At 70.2% G+C, this 14,725-nt stretch carries 17 protein-coding genes; 7 read left to right on the top strand and 10 right to left on the bottom strand.

Features of this window, described 5'->3' with window-relative positions; genetic code table 11:
• Nucleotides 1-7: 7 nt before the first annotated feature.
• The 5 genes from QR77_RS31650 to QR77_RS31635 all read right to left on the bottom strand — a co-directional run bounded on the left by QR77_RS31650 (nt 8) and on the right by QR77_RS31635 (nt 4,122).
• Nucleotides 8-487 carry a MarR family transcriptional regulator gene (locus QR77_RS31650; RefSeq protein WP_052489183.1) on the bottom strand — a complete coding sequence of 160 codons (480 nt, stop codon included), beginning with the start codon at nt 485-487 and terminating at the stop codon, nt 8-10.
• Nucleotides 488-562: 75 nt separating this feature from the next.
• Nucleotides 563-1,255: an SUMF1/EgtB/PvdO family nonheme iron enzyme gene (locus QR77_RS31645; protein ID WP_052489182.1), complete on the bottom strand. Its 693-nt coding sequence runs from the start codon at nt 1,253-1,255 to the stop codon at nt 563-565.
• Nucleotides 1,256-1,272: 17 nt separating this feature from the next.
• Nucleotides 1,273-1,404, bottom strand: a complete 132-nt coding sequence (locus QR77_RS49855) for a hypothetical protein (protein ID WP_269084343.1) — start codon at nt 1,402-1,404, stop codon at nt 1,273-1,275.
• Nucleotides 1,394-3,754 carry a tetratricopeptide repeat protein gene (locus QR77_RS46125; RefSeq protein WP_052489181.1) on the bottom strand — a complete coding sequence of 787 codons (2,361 nt, stop codon included), beginning with the start codon at nt 3,752-3,754 and terminating at the stop codon, nt 1,394-1,396. The genes QR77_RS49855 and QR77_RS46125 overlap by 11 nt, the downstream gene beginning before the upstream one ends.
• A 35-nt stretch (nt 3,755-3,789) precedes the next feature.
• A complete protein-coding gene (locus QR77_RS31635) occupies nt 3,790-4,122 on the bottom strand; it encodes a hypothetical protein (protein WP_236711181.1) in 333 nt (110 codons plus the stop codon).
• 262 nt (nt 4,123-4,384) lie between these two features.
• On the opposite strand from QR77_RS31635, the gene QR77_RS31630 reads away from it, so the two are divergent.
• The gene (locus QR77_RS31630; protein ID WP_040025463.1) at nt 4,385-5,179 is read left to right on the top strand and encodes an SDR family oxidoreductase; all 795 of its coding nucleotides are present in this window, start codon (nt 4,385-4,387) and stop codon (nt 5,177-5,179) included.
• 6 nt (nt 5,180-5,185) lie between these two features.
• Here QR77_RS31630 and QR77_RS31625 read toward each other — a convergent pair whose 3' ends face one another.
• Nucleotides 5,186-5,848, bottom strand: coding sequence for a TetR family transcriptional regulator (locus QR77_RS31625; RefSeq protein ID WP_040025462.1), 663 nt, complete (start codon nt 5,846-5,848; stop codon nt 5,186-5,188).
• Nucleotides 5,849-5,968: 120 nt separating this feature from the next.
• On the opposite strand from QR77_RS31625, the gene QR77_RS31620 reads away from it, so the two are divergent.
• Complete coding sequence (locus QR77_RS31620) at nt 5,969-6,946, top strand: zinc-binding dehydrogenase (RefSeq protein WP_040025461.1); 978 nt, start codon at nt 5,969-5,971, stop codon at nt 6,944-6,946.
• A gap of 46 nt (nt 6,947-6,992) precedes the next feature.
• Here the strand turns inward: QR77_RS31620 and QR77_RS31615 are convergent, their stop codons facing one another.
• Nucleotides 6,993-7,541, bottom strand: coding sequence for a GNAT family protein (locus QR77_RS31615; protein WP_052489180.1), 549 nt, complete (start codon nt 7,539-7,541; stop codon nt 6,993-6,995).
• 260 nt (nt 7,542-7,801) lie between these two features.
• Between QR77_RS31615 and QR77_RS31610 the strand changes: the two genes are divergently transcribed.
• The 3 genes from QR77_RS31610 to QR77_RS31600 all read left to right on the top strand — a co-directional run bounded on the left by QR77_RS31610 (nt 7,802) and on the right by QR77_RS31600 (nt 10,837).
• Nucleotides 7,802-9,145, top strand: a complete 1,344-nt coding sequence (locus tag QR77_RS31610) for an NtaA/DmoA family FMN-dependent monooxygenase (protein ID WP_040025460.1) — start codon at nt 7,802-7,804, stop codon at nt 9,143-9,145.
• Between the two features lie 65 nt (nt 9,146-9,210).
• Entirely contained in the window at nt 9,211-9,834 is a 624-nt protein-coding gene (locus QR77_RS31605) for an NADPH-dependent FMN reductase (protein WP_052489178.1), read from the top strand.
• 91 nt (nt 9,835-9,925) lie between these two features.
• On the top strand, nt 9,926-10,837 hold the full coding sequence (locus tag QR77_RS31600; RefSeq protein WP_052489177.1) for a LysR family transcriptional regulator: 912 nt from the start codon (nt 9,926-9,928) through the stop codon (nt 10,835-10,837).
• A gap of 64 nt (nt 10,838-10,901) precedes the next feature.
• On the opposite strand, the gene QR77_RS31595 is transcribed toward QR77_RS31600, so the two are convergent.
• The gene (locus QR77_RS31595; RefSeq protein ID WP_040025459.1) at nt 10,902-11,747 is read right to left on the bottom strand and encodes an oxidoreductase; all 846 of its coding nucleotides are present in this window, start codon (nt 11,745-11,747) and stop codon (nt 10,902-10,904) included.
• Nucleotides 11,748-11,814: 67 nt separating this feature from the next.
• On the opposite strand from QR77_RS31595, the gene QR77_RS31590 reads away from it, so the two are divergent.
• On the top strand, nt 11,815-12,483 hold the full coding sequence (locus QR77_RS31590) for a response regulator transcription factor (protein WP_040025458.1): 669 nt from the start codon (nt 11,815-11,817) through the stop codon (nt 12,481-12,483).
• A gap of 140 nt (nt 12,484-12,623) precedes the next feature.
• A complete protein-coding gene (locus tag QR77_RS31585) occupies nt 12,624-13,463 on the top strand; it encodes an alpha/beta hydrolase (protein WP_040025457.1) in 840 nt (279 codons plus the stop codon).
• A gap of 36 nt (nt 13,464-13,499) precedes the next feature.
• Here QR77_RS31585 and QR77_RS31580 read toward each other — a convergent pair whose 3' ends face one another.
• Both QR77_RS31580 and QR77_RS31575 read right to left on the bottom strand, forming a co-directional pair.
• Complete coding sequence (locus QR77_RS31580) at nt 13,500-14,186, bottom strand: TetR family transcriptional regulator (protein WP_052489176.1); 687 nt, start codon at nt 14,184-14,186, stop codon at nt 13,500-13,502.
• Nucleotides 14,187-14,294: 108 nt separating this feature from the next.
• Complete coding sequence (locus QR77_RS31575; RefSeq protein WP_052489175.1) at nt 14,295-14,621, bottom strand: hypothetical protein; 327 nt, start codon at nt 14,619-14,621, stop codon at nt 14,295-14,297.
• Between the last annotated feature and the right edge of the window lie 104 nt (nt 14,622-14,725).

The following is a 14,725-nucleotide window of genomic DNA, read 5'->3' as shown; positions in this document are numbered from 1 at the left end:
AACGGATTTACTGGCCGGCGCCGGCCGCGCCGTGGCCGGCCACGAGGGCGCTCGCCAGGACGGAGAGCTGGGAGCGCTGTGCGTCGGTGAGGTGCGCGGCGAGGTCCTGGACCCGCTGACCGGCGTCGGCCGCGACCGCGCGGGCCAGTTCGCGCCCTTGCGCGGTCAGCGATACGAGCACGGCGCGGCCGTCGTGCGGTGAGGCGGTACGGCGGACCAGGTCACGGCGTTCGGCCCGGTCCACCAGGCCGGTCATGCTGGACTTGTCCAGCCCCAGATGACGGGCCAGCTCCCGCATACCGGGCTCGCGGTCGCGCAGCACGCCGAACAGGCGCAGTTGGGCGATGGACAGCCCGTGTTCGGCGGCGACCTGCCCCAGGGTGCCGTGCACCAGGAACGACAGTTGAGCCAGACTGTCCACGATCTCCAGGTCCACCGGCCCCGACGCTTCGGAGTTCTCGTCAGTGGGCGTGGTGTCGTGGGGCATGCGTCGCATCGTACGCGGTGTAGTACGTAGGACCAACTAACGCGAACCGCGCCGGCGGCCGACCGGGAGCCGCGCTCATCGTGAGCGCGCGATCCTGAACCCCAGGTCGTCGATACGCAGGGTCGGGTGGCTCTTACGGCGGCAGGACGCCCGGCACGCCCGGGGCGGGTCGTACGCGCCGCCGCCCCTGAACACCCGGTACGGGCCGTAGACCCGGGGGTCGTACAGGTCCCAGCACCACTCCCACACATTGCCGATCATGTCGTGGAATCCCCACGCGTTCGGCGCCCTGGTCCCGATGTAACGCACCGCGCCCCCGGAGTTCCCCCGGTGCCAGGCGATCTCGTCCAGCTCTCCGTACCGGACGTCCCGGCCCCCGGCCCTGCACGCGTACTCCCACTCCGCCTCCGAAGGAAGGCGGTAACCATCCGCCTCCCGGTCCCAGACCACATCCCGCGCGTCGGGGTCCTCGCCCGTCGCATAACAGGGCTGGAGTCCGGCCGCCCGCGAGAGCAGATCACAGAACCGTACGGCGTCCTTCCAGGAGACCTCGGTCACGGGCGTCCGGGGCCCGGCCGGACTGTCCGGCGCCTCCCCCAGCACCGAGGCGTACACCTCACGGGTCACCGGATACGGCGCCAGCCGGAAGGCCGCGACCTCGGCCTTCCAGTCCGTCATCGTGCCCTCGTCCCGCAGGACGATCTCCCCCGCAGGCAGGTCGATCATGGAATCACCGGTCATCCGGTCCAGCATTGACTCAAGGCTCATCAGAACCCTCCCCCGGATTACAGCCGTAACTTCGCGAGACTATCGTCGAGTTCGTCCTGATCGGCCACGGACCGGATCTGGTTGCCGCGGTTCGCCTCGCGCGTACAGAAGTCGCGCAGGGCATCGCCCTGATCCGCATCAGCGTCCATCCCCCACCTCGCCCCGCCAGAAGGCGAGATTGTTGCGAGCTGTCACGGTGTGGGGGTGGTCCTCGCCGAGTGCCCGCAGCAGGTCGGGGAGCAGGGCCTCCAAAGCCGCCACAGCACCCGCCGCGTCCCCCGCGTCCCCCCAATAGGAGGCGAGGTTGTTGCGGGCGAGCAGGGTGTGGGGGTGGTCGGCGCCCAACACCCGCAGCAGGTCGGGCAGCAGGGCCTCCAGGCCCGCCACAGCACCCGCCGCGTCCCCCGCGTCACCCCGGAAGGCGGCGAGATTGTTGCGGCTGACCAGGGTGTACGGGTGGTCGGGGCCCAGCGCCCGCACCAGGTCGGCCAACACCGCTTCCTGGGCGGCCACACCCCCCGCCGCGCCCCGGAAGCGGGCGAGATTGTTACGCACGACCAGGGTGTGCTCGTGGTCGGCGCCCAACACCCGCACCAGGTCCGGCAGCAGCGCCTCCAGGGCGGTCACAGCACCGACCGCGTCCCCCGCGTCCCCACGCCGGAAGGCGAAATTGTTGCGGGCGAGCAGGGTGTGGGGGTGGTCGGGGCCCAACACCCGCACCTGATCGGCGAGCAGAGCCTCAAAGCCTGACGTGTCCCCGCCCGCGCTCTGCCAGAAGACGAGATAGCTCCGAGCGAGCAGGGTGTCGGGGTGGTCGGGACCGAGGCGCTGCGTGACGGTCTCGGTCAGGCGGTGGAAATACGTGGTGGCAGCGGTGGCCTGGCCGGCTTCACCAAGGCTCCTGCCCGCCTGGTACAGCACCACATGGATGGCGGGTCGGTGCAGGGCGTCCTGCGCGTGGGCGGTGAGGGTGGCGGTGTTGGCGCGCAGGGTCTGGGCGAGGGCGGTGTCGCGTTCGACGGCGGGCCAGGCCGCCAGCAGGGCATCGGCGGCGGATCGGGCGGCCTGATGTCCCCGGCCTGGGGCGGTGAGCGTGTCGCGGGTGGCGCGTTGGATGAGCTGGTGGGTACGTACCGCCTGGTTGGGGGTGTCGGGGTCGTGGTCGACGAGGTTCAGGCGGTGCAGTACCCGTAACGCGTCCCTGGCGTCCTGCTCCGTGATGTCGCCGTGCCGGTGTTGTTCCGGGACGGCCCAGGTGCGGTGCCGGGTGAGGTACTCCCGGGCCGGCCCGCCGGTCAGTACGTCCTCGGGGATGCCGTTGGGGTCGAGCATCGCGGCGAGTTGGAGTGCGGGGCGGGCCAGACCGGCGGGGCGCAGGGCATCGGCGCGCTCGACGGACAGCGACCAGGTGGCGGCCACGGTGGTGAGCTGGTCGTCCGGCAGGCCCCCGGGTTCGGGGAGCATGTGGGTGAGCGCGGTGGTGCGGTCGGCGAGACGGCGGCGGTAGCTGGGGCACTGTCCCGCGGAGTGGGTACAGGTCGGGCAGTCGATGGAGATACCCGCGTCGACGATGTAGGCGGCCGCCTGGGACAGGGCGAGCGGCAGGTGGCCGAGGTCCCCGGCCAGCGCGTGGATCTGTCGCGGATCGGGGGTGCGCCCGTGCTCGCCGAGGAATCCGCTGAGGTAGGCGGCGGCCTCCCCGGGGGTGAACACGCCGAGATCGATCCGCTGTCCGGGCACGGCGACGTCACGGCGGCGGGTGGTGACCACCGTCCGGCCGTGCGGATTCTTCACGGGCCACAGGCCGGTCACATCGGCGGGGTCGGCGACATCGTCCAGGACGACCAGCCACCGGCAGACCGGTCCGGAGCCCGGAGGCCGGGGCTCCAGCCATTTCATGAACGCCATGGCCGACCGCTCGGGATGACCGGGCTCGACGGCGATCAACTCCTCGGCGGCCTGGGCGTAGGCGGAGATGATCGCGGACCGGCTGCCGGCGCCGACCCAGATCAGCACATCCAGCTCGCCCGCCACCCATGCCTCCCGGGCGTAGCGGGCGGCGAGCTGGGTCTTGCCGACCCCACCGGTACCGCGCAGCACCTGGCACAACACCGCCGTACCACCACCCGTCACCGCGGTCCGCAACCGTGCTGCCTCGTCCCGTTCCTGGAAAGCCGCGGCTTCCCGGGGGATCACACCGACCTGGCAGGGCCACGGCGCCGGAGTGCGCGGCGCGGCGACGTTCTCGATCGTGAGGCTGCCGACGTACCCGGTCACCGCCACGCCGCCGGAAGCCGCTGTCGCGTCTCCCGTCCCGGTCACCGAGACGGCTGCTGCCGAGACGGCTCCTGCCGCTGACGAACCGCCGTCCGTGGGCGGCCCTTGGTAGCCGGTGGTCGCCGTGCCGCCGCCGGTGGCCCGGGCGTCACCCGTCTCCGCGACCCGGATCGCGGGTTCCGGCCCGTCCTGGGACGCGGGCTTGCGCCTTCGCCACTTCACCGTGGAACCCCCGTGGTCAGGTGTAGTCGACGTGGTCAGGTGTAGTCGACGCCGGTGCCGGCGCTGCTTCCCGGGCCGTCGGCGGTGGCGTCCCCGGTGCGCTCGGCCTTCGCCGACCCGGTACCCGTACCACCGGGACGCCGCACACCGGTGTGGGCCGCGCCACCACCGGTGGCTGCCGCCGTACCCGTGTCGACGGCGACATCCGCGGGCCCCGGAGCCGGCGCGGGCTGACGTTGTACCAGCGCCCAGACCAGGGCGACGACACCGGTGGCAGCCTGAACCGAGGCGCCGACCAACTGGCCGCTGTCCGGGCTGTCCAGCAGCCAGAACAGCGGCGTCGACACAATGCCGGCCACCGCGGCCACCACGACCGTAATCTTCCAGCCTCGCGACACGCCCGCCCCCGTCCGTCCCCGACAGCCCGTCAGCTCCTCATCAATAGCAGGAACGTGTTCCCGTCATGACCGGTTCCCCAACCCTCACCCACGGACACCGGGTGAGCGCCACGGACAGACGTCACCCACGAGACGGTGGGTCGAAACCGATGCGATCGCGACATTCCGTACGGTAGGTGACCAGCCGCGCACCGGGGCGGCCGCTCACACACTGGGACAGGAAAACGAAACCATGGCCACACACGCGCCAAAGACCGCTCTCATCACGGGGGCTTCCTCCGCATTCGGTGCGGCCTACGCCCGCGGGCTCGCCGAGCGCGGACACGACCTGATCCTGGTCGGCCGTAAAGAAGGGCGCCTGAGGAGCGTGGCCGCCGACGTCGTCGAGCGGACCCGAGTCGACGTCCAGATCCTCGTCGCGGATCTGGCCGATCCCGTCCAACTGGCGCAGGTCGAGGAGCGGCTGCGTACGGACGAGTCGATCGACACACTCGTCAACAGCGCCGGCGCCGCCAAGTTCGCACCCATCGCGGGCTTCGACCCCACCGACATCGAACTACAGGTCGCGCTCAACATCACCACCCCGACCAGGCTCGTGGCGGCCGCGGTCGGCGGTATGACGCGGCGCGGACGGGGCACGATCGTGAACGTCTCGTCGGCCCTGGCGTTCTTCATCCTCCCGGTCAGCGCGGTCTACAGCGCGACCAAGGCGTACGTACTGACCTTCACCCAGGCGTTGCGGCAGGAGTTGTCCGACAGCGGCATCCGCGTCCAGGCGGTCATCCCGGGCGCGATGCACACCGAGTTCTGGGACGGATCGGGCTTCGCGCTCTCCGGCTTCCCCGACGCGAACGTGATGTCGCCGGAGGATGCCGTGGCCGCCGCGCTGGCCGGACTCGACGCGGGTGAGCCCGTCACCATCCCCTCGCTGGAGAACGTCACCGACTGGGAGGGGTACGAGCGGGCGCGGGACAAGGTGGCGCCCGTCATGTCGCGCGCCGTCCCCGCCGATCGCTACCGCCGCTGACGCCCGCTACACAGGGGCGTCGGCGCGGGTGAGGCCGACGGCGGTGGCCTGGAGAAGGCGGGTCAGGCGTGGTTCGAAGTCGAGCGCGGCGTGGCCCCACTTGGGGTGCTGGGCGTAGAGCTCCATGAGGGTGGCCGTGGGGTGCGAGAGCTGCCACAGGCTGGCCGTCATCCCCATCGCCGCCGTCATGAGGTCCCGTACCTGCGCGGTGGTCATGGTGCCCGCGGTGGTCAAGGTCTCGACTATGGCGTCGTACGCGGCGAAGGAGTTGGTCTTGTAGCGCCGGGCGCGCTCGATGCCGACCTCGCCTTCGAGGCTGAGCGGTACGTGGGTGAGCAGGTCGCAGAACAGGGGCAGCGAGGCGAGGGTGGTGGCCACCGAGGCGGCCGTCCCCTCCGGGTCGAGGTCGCCGGCGCCGACGTCGGCGAGGTGGGCGGTGACGACGTCGCGCCACTGGTTCCAGCCGCGTTCGGCCAGTTCGAGGAGCAGCTCCTCCTTGCTGTCGAAGTAGCGCCGGACCGCGGACGGGTGCAGGCCGGCGGCTTCGGTGACGGCGGCGAGGGTGATGTGGCGGACCCCGCCGCTGCTGGCGGCCAGGGCGCGGGCCGCGTCGAGCAGGTCTTCGGCGCGGCGGAGTTTGGCTTCCTGCGAGCGGGCCCTGGGGTACATGCGCACAGCATAACGCGCCCCAAGTGCGTAACGTAACGCAATTCGATTGCGTTGACAACGCAATCTGGTTGCGTTACGTTTTTTGAGTCGCAGTTTCGAAGACCAAAAACGGAGTGAACGATGCGCGCGATCACCATCAATGAATTCGGCGGGCCCGACGTTCTCACCGAAACCGACGTGCCCGACCCCCGGCCCGGCCCTGGCCAGATCACCATCGACACCACCCACGCCGCGGTGGGCCTGGTCGATGTGTTCTTCCGCCGCGGTGATCTCGCCGGGCGCTCCGGGGTGCCTCAGCCGCCCCTCGTACCCGGCCTCGAAGTCGCCGGAACCGTCCGTGAACTGGGCGAGGGAGTCGACGACTTCGAGGTCGGCGAGCCGGTCGTCACCCTGTCCCAGATGAGCCTGGGCGGCTACGCCTCGGTGACCCTCGCCGCGGCGGCCATGGCCGTCTCCCTCAAGGGCAGCGGCCTGGACCCGGCGCAGGCCGTCTCGGTACTGCCGAACGCCGCCACCGCATACATCGCCCTCACCCGGGTGGCGCACCTCCAGAAGGGGGAGAGCGTGCTGGTGCACGGCGTGGCCGGCGGTCTGGCCGCCACCTTCCCCGCGGTCGCCCGCTTGCTGGGCGCCTCCCGCGTCACCGGCACCGTCTCCTCGGAGGCCCGTATCAAGGACGCCGGTCACCTGGGCCTGGACGAGGTCTTCACCAGCGAGCGGTTCGTGGAGGACCTGGACGGCCGGCAGGTCGACGTCGTGGTCGACCCGGTCGGCGGTGAGGTACGTAACGCCACCCTGGACGTTGTCGCCCCGCTCGGCCGCATACTGCTCGTCGGCCACGCCGCCCGTACGCCGGACGTCCCTGTCACCGGCGACGACCTGTGGCTCAGGAGCATCGGCATGCTCGGCTTCTCGATCGGCAGTTACCTGCTGCCCAACCCGGCGGCAGGCCGCCCGGCCGCCGAGAAGGTCCTCCACCTCCTCACGAGCGGAGAGCTGGCCCTGCGGGTCGACGAACTGCCGCTCGCCGAGGCGGCGGAAGCACACCGCCGGCTGGAGGCACGCCAGGTCCCCGGCCGTATCGTCCTCACGATCTGACCGCCCACGAGTACGGAACCCTTCGGGCGGCTACGCGGTCGCGGGTTCAAGGTGCCGCGCGGGCGAAAACCACGGTCGTCCGGGGGCCTCGGCCGTCCTCCGGGCCGGGCTCGACACGGCTGCCGATCTGCTGGAACCCGCACTTCTCGGCGCCCCTGAGGGAAGCCACGTTCGCCTCGTTGGCCTCCAACAGGAGCTTCCTCAGACCCAGGTCGCGAAAGGCCCAGTCCGACAGCAGCCGAACGGCCCGCGGGGCGACACCCCGGCCACGGTCGGCGGGGAAGACGCTGTAGGCGACGGTGGCGACCTCGTCATCCCGGAACTGCAGGTTCACGATCCCGACGGGCTCGTCCGTCACCGCGTCCGCGATCACCAGCGGGGCCGCTCGCCCGCTTCGCCACGCCTCCCTCACGCGGGCCATGCTCGTCCGGCGGGCTTCCGGGCCCATGGGAGTGTCATCGAGCCAACGGACGGTTTCCGGATCGTGGCTCGCGGCCGCGACGGCATCCAGATCGGCGTGGCGCCGAAGCCTCAAGGCGATCACGCCGTCCGTGAGCGGCTTACTCAAAGGCTCGATCGGCGCGGAACGCCCCATGAGCTGAACTCCCTTGCCACAGATGACGCCTGGATGATCCCTGGATGATCTCCCGGCCTGCCCGGTCCCGTACCTTCCCCGTCCATGCGCCGCCTCCCAACAGTTCTGCTAATCGCTGCCTTCAGGAAGACGTCTCTGGTGGCGCTTCACACGGGCTCCTAGCGTCGGACACGGCGCGGAACGCGGGGAATTCCCCCTCGCGGTCCCGCCACCGACGACGCTACGGCCGGATGTCCCTTCCGGCCCCGGGAGGATGTGCGATGACCGGTAAAAGCCCCTCGATGATCGTGACCGCAGCGCTCATGCACGGTCTCGGCATGCACACCGGCGCCTGGATGGCGCGCGACGGAGCAGCGGACGACCACCTCTCGGCCGCGATGTACAAGGACATCGCCCGCACCGCGGAGGCCGGCAAGCTCCACGCGCTCTTCCTCGCCGAGCAGATGACCAATCAGGAAGTCGGCACGGAGCGCCCCTGCGGCGCCCTCGACACGGCGACCGTCCTCGCCGTGATGGCGGCCGTGACCGACCGTATCGGGCTGGTCGGTACCGCCTCCACCACGTACAACGAGCCGTACGACCTGGCACGCCGCTTCGCGACGCTCGACCACCTCAGCGGCGGCCGGGTCGGCTGGAACTCCATAGCCACCCAGAACCCCACCGTTGTCGAGCAGTTCGGCGGAGGCGTCAGCCTCGACCACGAGCAGCGCTACGCACGCGCCGACGAGTTCATCGACGTCGTGCTGCGCCTGTGGGAGAGCTGGGAGGAGGGCGCGCTCGTCGGTGACAAGGCCGCCGGCGTCTTCGCCAGCGAAGACCTGGTCCACGAGATCGACCACAAGGGCGAGTACTTCTCGGTACGTGGGCCGCTGCCCTTCCCCCGTACCCCGCAGGGCAGGCCCGTCATCTTCCAGGCGGGATCGTCGCCGCGCGGCCGGGACCAGGCCGCCAAGTACGCGGATGTCGTCTTCACCGCACAGCACGTGCTCCAGGACGCCATCGACTTCCGCAACGACATGCGCGACCGCGCCGCCGCCTACGGCCGTGACCCCGACTCGATCAAGATCCTCCCCGGCATCTCCCTCGTGCTCGGCTCCACCGAGACGGAGGCGCGCGAGCGCAAGGAGCATCTGGACGAGGTCTTCGGCACCGGCCCCAACCTGCGCAAGCTCGCCAAGCGCGTCGGGCTTCCCGTCGACGTCCTGGAGCTGGACGAGAAGTTCCCCGCCCATCTGCTCGGGCCCGACGAGGAGTTCAAGGGGTCCATCGGCTTCCGCCGCAGCATCGTCAACCTCGCTGTCACGGAAGGCCTGACGGTGCGGGAGCTGATCGCGCAGTACGGCGGCGGCCACCACCAGGTCGTCGGTACGCCGGAGCAGGTCGCCGACGACATGAAGGAACGCATGGAGGCCGGCGCGGCCGACGGATTCACGCTCATGATCGACATGCTGCCCTCCGGCATCCACGACGTGGTCGACATGCTCGTGCCGGAACTGCGACAGCGCGGCCTGTTCCACGACGACTACGAGCACGACACGCTGCGCGGCACGCTCGGCATCGGACCGGCGAGCGCGGTACCCGCCACCGCCGCGAACGCGGCGTGAGGCCGCCGCGTGACCGAGCAGGCACCGACCGACACCGACCGGCACCACCAGCGACAAGGACGGACATGAACAACGACATTCCCACCGTGCTGGGCATCGGCGGCACGCTGCGGGCTGGCTCCACCTCCGAACGGGCCATGCGGGTCGCGCTCGGTGTGGCCCGCGAGCACGGAGCGCGTATCGAGTACATCACCGCGAGTGAGCTGGAATTCCCCATGTACGACCCGGGCAGCCGGTCGCTCACGCCGGAGGCCCTGCGATTCCTCGAAGCCGTCAGGCGATCGGACAGCCTTGTGGTGGCCACTCCCGGATACCACGGCGGTACGTCCGGTCTCCTCAAGAACGCGCTCGACCATCTCCAGGAACTGGCGGACGACCCCGAGCCGTATCTGCACGGCAAGGCGGTCGGCTGCGTCGTGACCACTTCGGGGTGGCAGGCGGGGGTCACCACGCTGACGTCGCTGCGCTCCACCGTCCACGCGCTGCGCGGCTGGCCGACGCCGCTCGGCGTGGTGATCAACTCTTCGGCGGCGCCGTTCGGACCCGACGGCAGCGCCGTCGACCCCAAGGTCGCGGGTCAGCTCGCCGGTCTGGGCGAACAGGTGGCGTCCTTCGCCGCGACGCGGCGCCGGGCGGCCACCGCACAGGCACAGGCACAGGCATCGGCACAGGCACGAAGCGCCGCCTGAACCTGGACCGAGGCCGGCGTCTACCGCCGGGCCCCGCGACGGGTCATGATGGCTGAATCGGATCAATACGGCTGGAAGAGAGCGGTGGGACGTGCTCGACATCAGGCGTCTCGAGGTCTTCGTGGCCGTCGCGGAAGAAGGCTCCTTCACCGCGGCGGCCCAGCGCCTCTACCTCACCCAGTCCGCCGTGTCCCAGCAAGTCGCCGCGCTGGAACGGGAACTCGGCACTCCCCTGCTGCACCGGCTCGCGCGCGGCGTACGGCCCACCACGGCGGGAGCGGTGCTCGCTGACCGCTCAAAGCATCTGTTCGGGCAGATCACGAGTGTCGAGCAGCACGTACGCGCGTTCGGGAACGGTCCTCGCGAAATCAGACTCGGCGCCTTCGCGACGGCGGGCGTCGAACTGCTGCCGATCGCCCTGCGTACCTTCAGGAAGCGTCACCCCGACATACGCGTCGAGCTGACCGCCGTACACACGGACAGCGCACCAGCGGGACTGCGTGAGGGCCATATCCACGCACTCCTGACCTGGGACTACGACATCGCGCCACAGCCCACGGACCCCGGGCTCGTCCAGCGTCACCTGCCGGACGACCCCCTCCGGATCCTGGTGGCGGCCGACCATCCGCTCGCCGACCGGGGAGAGGTCTCGCTCGCCGACATGGCCGGCGAGCGATGGGTCGTACGGGCGCACCGCGCACCGCACTCCGCCGCACACGAGACGATGTGCAGGATCGCCGGATTCGAACCGGTCGTCGCCTTCAGGACCGACGACTACCAGTCGCTCCAGGGACTCGTCGCCGCCGGAATGGGTGTCGGCCTCGCTCCGGCGCTCTCGCTCTTCCCGCCCCGCGACGACGTACGCGTACTCCGGCTCGCGGCGCCCGTCTTCACCCGCCGCGTCACCGCGCTGACACTTGAGGAACCGGCGCCGGACACACCGGTCCGCGACTTCCTCGACATACTGTGCGCGACTGCCGAGGATCTGCTCCCCGCACAGTGAGCGCGCGGTCCAGCCCGGCCCGGCGGCCGGATCCCGAAGCCGACCGCCCGTTCAGCCGTACAGATCAGCCGTGCAGGTCAGCGAGGTCCTTGTCGCTGAGAGTGAGATCACCCGCCGCGAGGTTCTCCTCCAGGTGTTCGAGCGAGCCCGTACCCGGAATCGCCAGTACCGCCGGCGACCTCGCCAGCAGCGAGGCGAGCCCGACCTGCGCGGTGGTCGCGCCCAGGCGTGCCGCGACCTTGCCGAGCCGTTCGGTGTCGAACGGAGCGACGCCACCACCGCCGAGCGGGAAGTACGGCACGTAGGCGATGCCCGCCTCCTCGCATTCGGCCAGCAGCGCCGTATCACTGGCGTGCCTGTTCTGAACCGCGGAGACGGGCGCGGTCGCGCGAGCCTCGGCGAACTGGGCGGCGTCGACGTTACTGACGCCCAGGTGCCGGATCAGTCCCTCAGCGCGCAGCTCGTCCAGTGCGGCGAACCGTTCGGCGACGGACTCCCCGCCCGGCCCGGTCATCCCGCCGACCCGCAGGTAGACGAGTTCGAACCGGTCAAGTCCGAGAGCGCGCAGATCCGCCTCGACCAGGCCGCGCAATTGATCGGGCGTGGCCTGCCCGCTCGGTACGCCGTCCGGGCCTGGCAGCGGCCCGACCTTGGTCGCGATCACCAGGTCGTCACGGTAGGGGGTCAGCGCCGTACGGATCATCTCGTTGGCCCGCACGGTTCCCCTGCCGTAGAAGCCGGCCGTGTCGATGTGGTTCACACCGAGTTCCACGGCCCGCCGCAGCACCGCGATGCCGTTGTCGGTCGCTCGCGTCGGGCCGTCGAAGGTGCCCATGGCCAGGCGCATCGCGCCGAAGCCGAGCCGGTTGATGGTCAGGTCTCCGCCGAGGGAGAAAGTCTTGGGCGTCATGACAGTCATGGTGTCCGGGGACCCTATGTCCGGCGAGTCGTCGGCAGCTTGCTGCCGGACTGACGGGATGCGGAGCGAACAGGTGTTTTCAGTGCAGGGAGACGCGGAGCTCGTCGCGCGTGCCGGTCACCTCTTCGAATCCGCAGGGACCGAGTTCGTATGCGCCGCCCGGGACCTGAAAACCTGGTCGCGACCTGAGGCCAGGGCCGCGGTCCGGAAGCGGATGCACGCCATCGACTCGCCGGGCTTCACCGCGCGCAAGCTGCTCAGTCCGGTCGCGCTCGCCGACGAGGAGGACCGCGCGCACCTGCGACTCGTGCAGAGCAAAGGCGCTCTCATCCGGATCAGCGGCTCGCGGCTGCCGCACGAGACCATCCTCATCGACCGCCGGGTCATGATCCTCGCCGGCCGGGAAACCCCCGCGGGCCGCCAGTACACCGTGACGACGTCGGGAACTCTGATCGACGGCGTCCACTCGATGTTCCGGGCGATCTGGGACACCGCTGTCGATCTCGACACGTACCTGCGGAGCGACGTCCCGCACCTCGATGCCGAGGGACGCGTGATCCTCGACGCGCTCGCTTCGGGGCTCACCGACACGGCGGCGTCCAGACGGCTCGGGATCCCGCTGCGCACCTACCGGCGGCGCGTGGCCGAGCTGATGGCGAAGCTTGAGGCCGACTCCCGCTTCCAGGCCGGAGTGCGGGCGGGCGAGTTGGGACTGTCGCGCCAGTAGGCCGCCGGTACGCCGCGGGGGCTGCTCGACAACGTGGCGAGGTGCCGTGCCAGGCGTCCCGGGCCCGCGAAGATCTGCCCGACAGGGCATAGGCTCGGATCAGGCGATTGATCATCAACGGCGTCGGCCGAGGAGCTTCCGTGCCCGAGATCGAACTGTCTGCGGGAACAATCCATTACGAGGACACCGGAGGCCCCGGTCCCGTCGTCGTCCTGCTGCACGGTCTGATCCACGACGCCACCGTATGGCGCAACGTCGTCGCGAACCTCGCCACGGACCACCGCTGCGTCGCGCCGACGCTTCCGTACGGCTCGCACCGCACGCCGATGCGTCCCGATGTGCCGCTGAGCCCGGACACGGTCAACGACCTCATCGTGGAGTTCCTCGACCGTCTCGACCTCCATGAGGTCACGCTCGTGGAGAGCGACTGCGGTCGCGCCCAGACGGTGGCCGCCCAGCATCCCGAACGGCTGGCCCGGCTCGTCCTGATGTCCTGTGAGGCCTTCGACAACTACCCGCCAGGACTGCCGGGCAAGATGATCGTGCTGGCAGTGAAGATCCCGGGCGCGCTCCCCCTGATGGTCCACACGCTCGGGCTCAAGGCGCTACGCCGGTTGCCCGTCGCCCTCGGCTCCCTGACCAAGCGCCCCGTACCCGACGAGATCGCCGACGGCTGGCTCAGGCCGCTCCTGACGGACAAGGCGATCAGGAACGACTTCCGCCGCTACAACCTCGCCCTGCGCAGGACGGAACTCCTCGAAGCGGCCGAAGGATTGCGGACGTTCGACAAGCCCGCGCTGGTGATCTGGGCGACGGAGGACCTGATGATGCCGCGCGACCACGGCCGTCGCCTCACCGAACTGCTTCCGCAGGGAAGGCTGTTGGAGATCGAGGACAGCCGCACACTGATCGCGGAAGACCAGCCGGACCAACTGTCGGCCGCGCTGCGGGAGTTCGTCCACAGCACGCCGGCCGCGTAAGCGCGTCACGTACGCGGCGAAACGCGCCGAGGACTGTCAGCCCTTCATACGTTCGGGCTCGGACCGGGAAGCGCCGGCGATTCCGAGGCAGGTCGCGGTGAGCAGGCGGAGCAGGGTGCCGGTGAAGTCGGTGACGGCGATGACCATCAGGTCGGGGTCACGTTCCTGGGCGGCGGCGAGACTCTTCGCGGGGTGGGTGACCTGCCACAACGTGGCCCCGAGTGCGTTGGCGGAGAGGACGATGTCGCGAGCGCCGTCGGCGTCGAGCGACGGTGTGGCGGAGACGATGGCGCCGACCATGTCGGTGATCGGCTCGCGCGTCCGCTTCTTGAAGTCGATCACGCGGTCGACGTCGACCTCGTGCTCCAGATGAAGGGGCACGTTGGCCAGCAGGTCACAGAAGAGGGGGTCAGCGGCCAGAGTGGTGGCGAGCACTTCGGCGAGGCGCCGGGGCTGTGCCTGTTCTCCGGCGAGGGCCTCGCACACAGCTCCTGACCAGCGGGTCCATCCCTCGGCGGCGAGCTGGAGCAGCACTTCCTTGTGCGAGTCGAAGTAGCGGCGCATGGCCGAGTGGTGGACGCCGGCGCGCTTGGCGATGGCGGTCAGGGTCACGGAGGCCACCCCGTCCTCGAGCGCGAGGGAACGGGCGGCGTCGATCAGAGCCTGGGATCGCCGGCGTTTGCTCTCGGCCGAACGCGCGCGCTGGAACGCGGGGGTGGTCATGAGGTCCAGGATAACGCACGGGGCGTGCGTTGCCTTTTCGTCGCGACCGGTCGCGGCGGCCGCCGGCGCGTACCTCGCCCTGGCCGGCTGAACGACGTACCTCCTGGCTCAGCCCTTCGGCGCCTTGATGATCTTTCCGCTCTTGTCGACCGTGTGGCTCTGCCAGTACGTGTCCCACTTGTCGCCCACGTGCTCGGGCACCTTGCCCTTCGGGTAGCGGGTGTAGCCCTTCGGCGGCTCGTGGCCGTTGGGGGCGCAGGCGCTGCCGGTGGATCCCACGTTCAGGATGGGGTACTCATCGCCGCCACAGGTGGCGTCCTGCGAGCAACCGGTGAGGGCGAAGGCCATCGACACGGCAGCCAGCACAAGGACCGGGACGGGGCGGCCGTACCGGTTTCCGGACAAGCCCGTACGGGGATGAGAGGGCTCGCGCATGGTGCACTCCTCGCGGATCGACGTCGAAGCAACCCTGCCCGGATCGCGATGACCTGACCATGAGTACGCATACTTAAATCGACATCCTGATAATCCGCCGACGG

The sequence above is a fragment of the Streptomyces sp. 150FB genome, from assembly GCF_000818195.1.
Taxonomy (GTDB): domain Bacteria; phylum Actinomycetota; class Actinomycetes; order Streptomycetales; family Streptomycetaceae; genus Streptomyces.
The sequence above is the reverse complement of the archived record's forward strand: the minus strand, read 5'-3'. Positions and strand labels throughout refer to the sequence as shown.

Excerpts from the sequence above, each read along its gene's own strand:
- QR77_RS31650 (WP_052489183.1), bottom strand. The coding sequence starts at position 487 with ATGCCCCACGACACCACGCCCACTGACGAGAACTCCGAAGCGTCGGGG.
- QR77_RS31645 (WP_052489182.1), bottom strand. The coding sequence starts at position 1,255 with ATGAGCCTTGAGTCAATGCTGGACCGGATGACCGGTGATTCCATGATC.
- QR77_RS49855 (WP_269084343.1), bottom strand. The coding sequence starts at position 1,404 with ATGGACGCTGATGCGGATCAGGGCGATGCCCTGCGCGACTTCTGTACG.
- QR77_RS31630 (WP_040025463.1), top strand. The coding sequence starts at position 4,385 with ATGGCCACACACGCGCCAAAGACCGCTCTCATCACGGGGGCTTCCTCC.
- QR77_RS31625 (WP_040025462.1), bottom strand. The coding sequence starts at position 5,848 with ATGTACCCCAGGGCCCGCTCGCAGGAAGCCAAACTCCGCCGCGCCGAA.
- QR77_RS31620 (WP_040025461.1), top strand. The coding sequence starts at position 5,969 with ATGCGCGCGATCACCATCAATGAATTCGGCGGGCCCGACGTTCTCACC.
- QR77_RS31615 (WP_052489180.1), bottom strand. The coding sequence starts at position 7,541 with ATGGGGCGTTCCGCGCCGATCGAGCCTTTGAGTAAGCCGCTCACGGAC.
- QR77_RS31610 (WP_040025460.1), top strand. The coding sequence starts at position 7,802 with ATGACCGGTAAAAGCCCCTCGATGATCGTGACCGCAGCGCTCATGCAC.
- QR77_RS31605 (WP_052489178.1), top strand. The coding sequence starts at position 9,211 with ATGAACAACGACATTCCCACCGTGCTGGGCATCGGCGGCACGCTGCGG.
- QR77_RS31595 (WP_040025459.1), bottom strand. The coding sequence starts at position 11,747 with ATGACGCCCAAGACTTTCTCCCTCGGCGGAGACCTGACCATCAACCGG.
- QR77_RS31590 (WP_040025458.1), top strand. The coding sequence starts at position 11,815 with ATGCGGAGCGAACAGGTGTTTTCAGTGCAGGGAGACGCGGAGCTCGTC.
- QR77_RS31580 (WP_052489176.1), bottom strand. The coding sequence starts at position 14,186 with ATGACCACCCCCGCGTTCCAGCGCGCGCGTTCGGCCGAGAGCAAACGC.
- QR77_RS31575 (WP_052489175.1), bottom strand. The coding sequence starts at position 14,621 with ATGCGCGAGCCCTCTCATCCCCGTACGGGCTTGTCCGGAAACCGGTAC.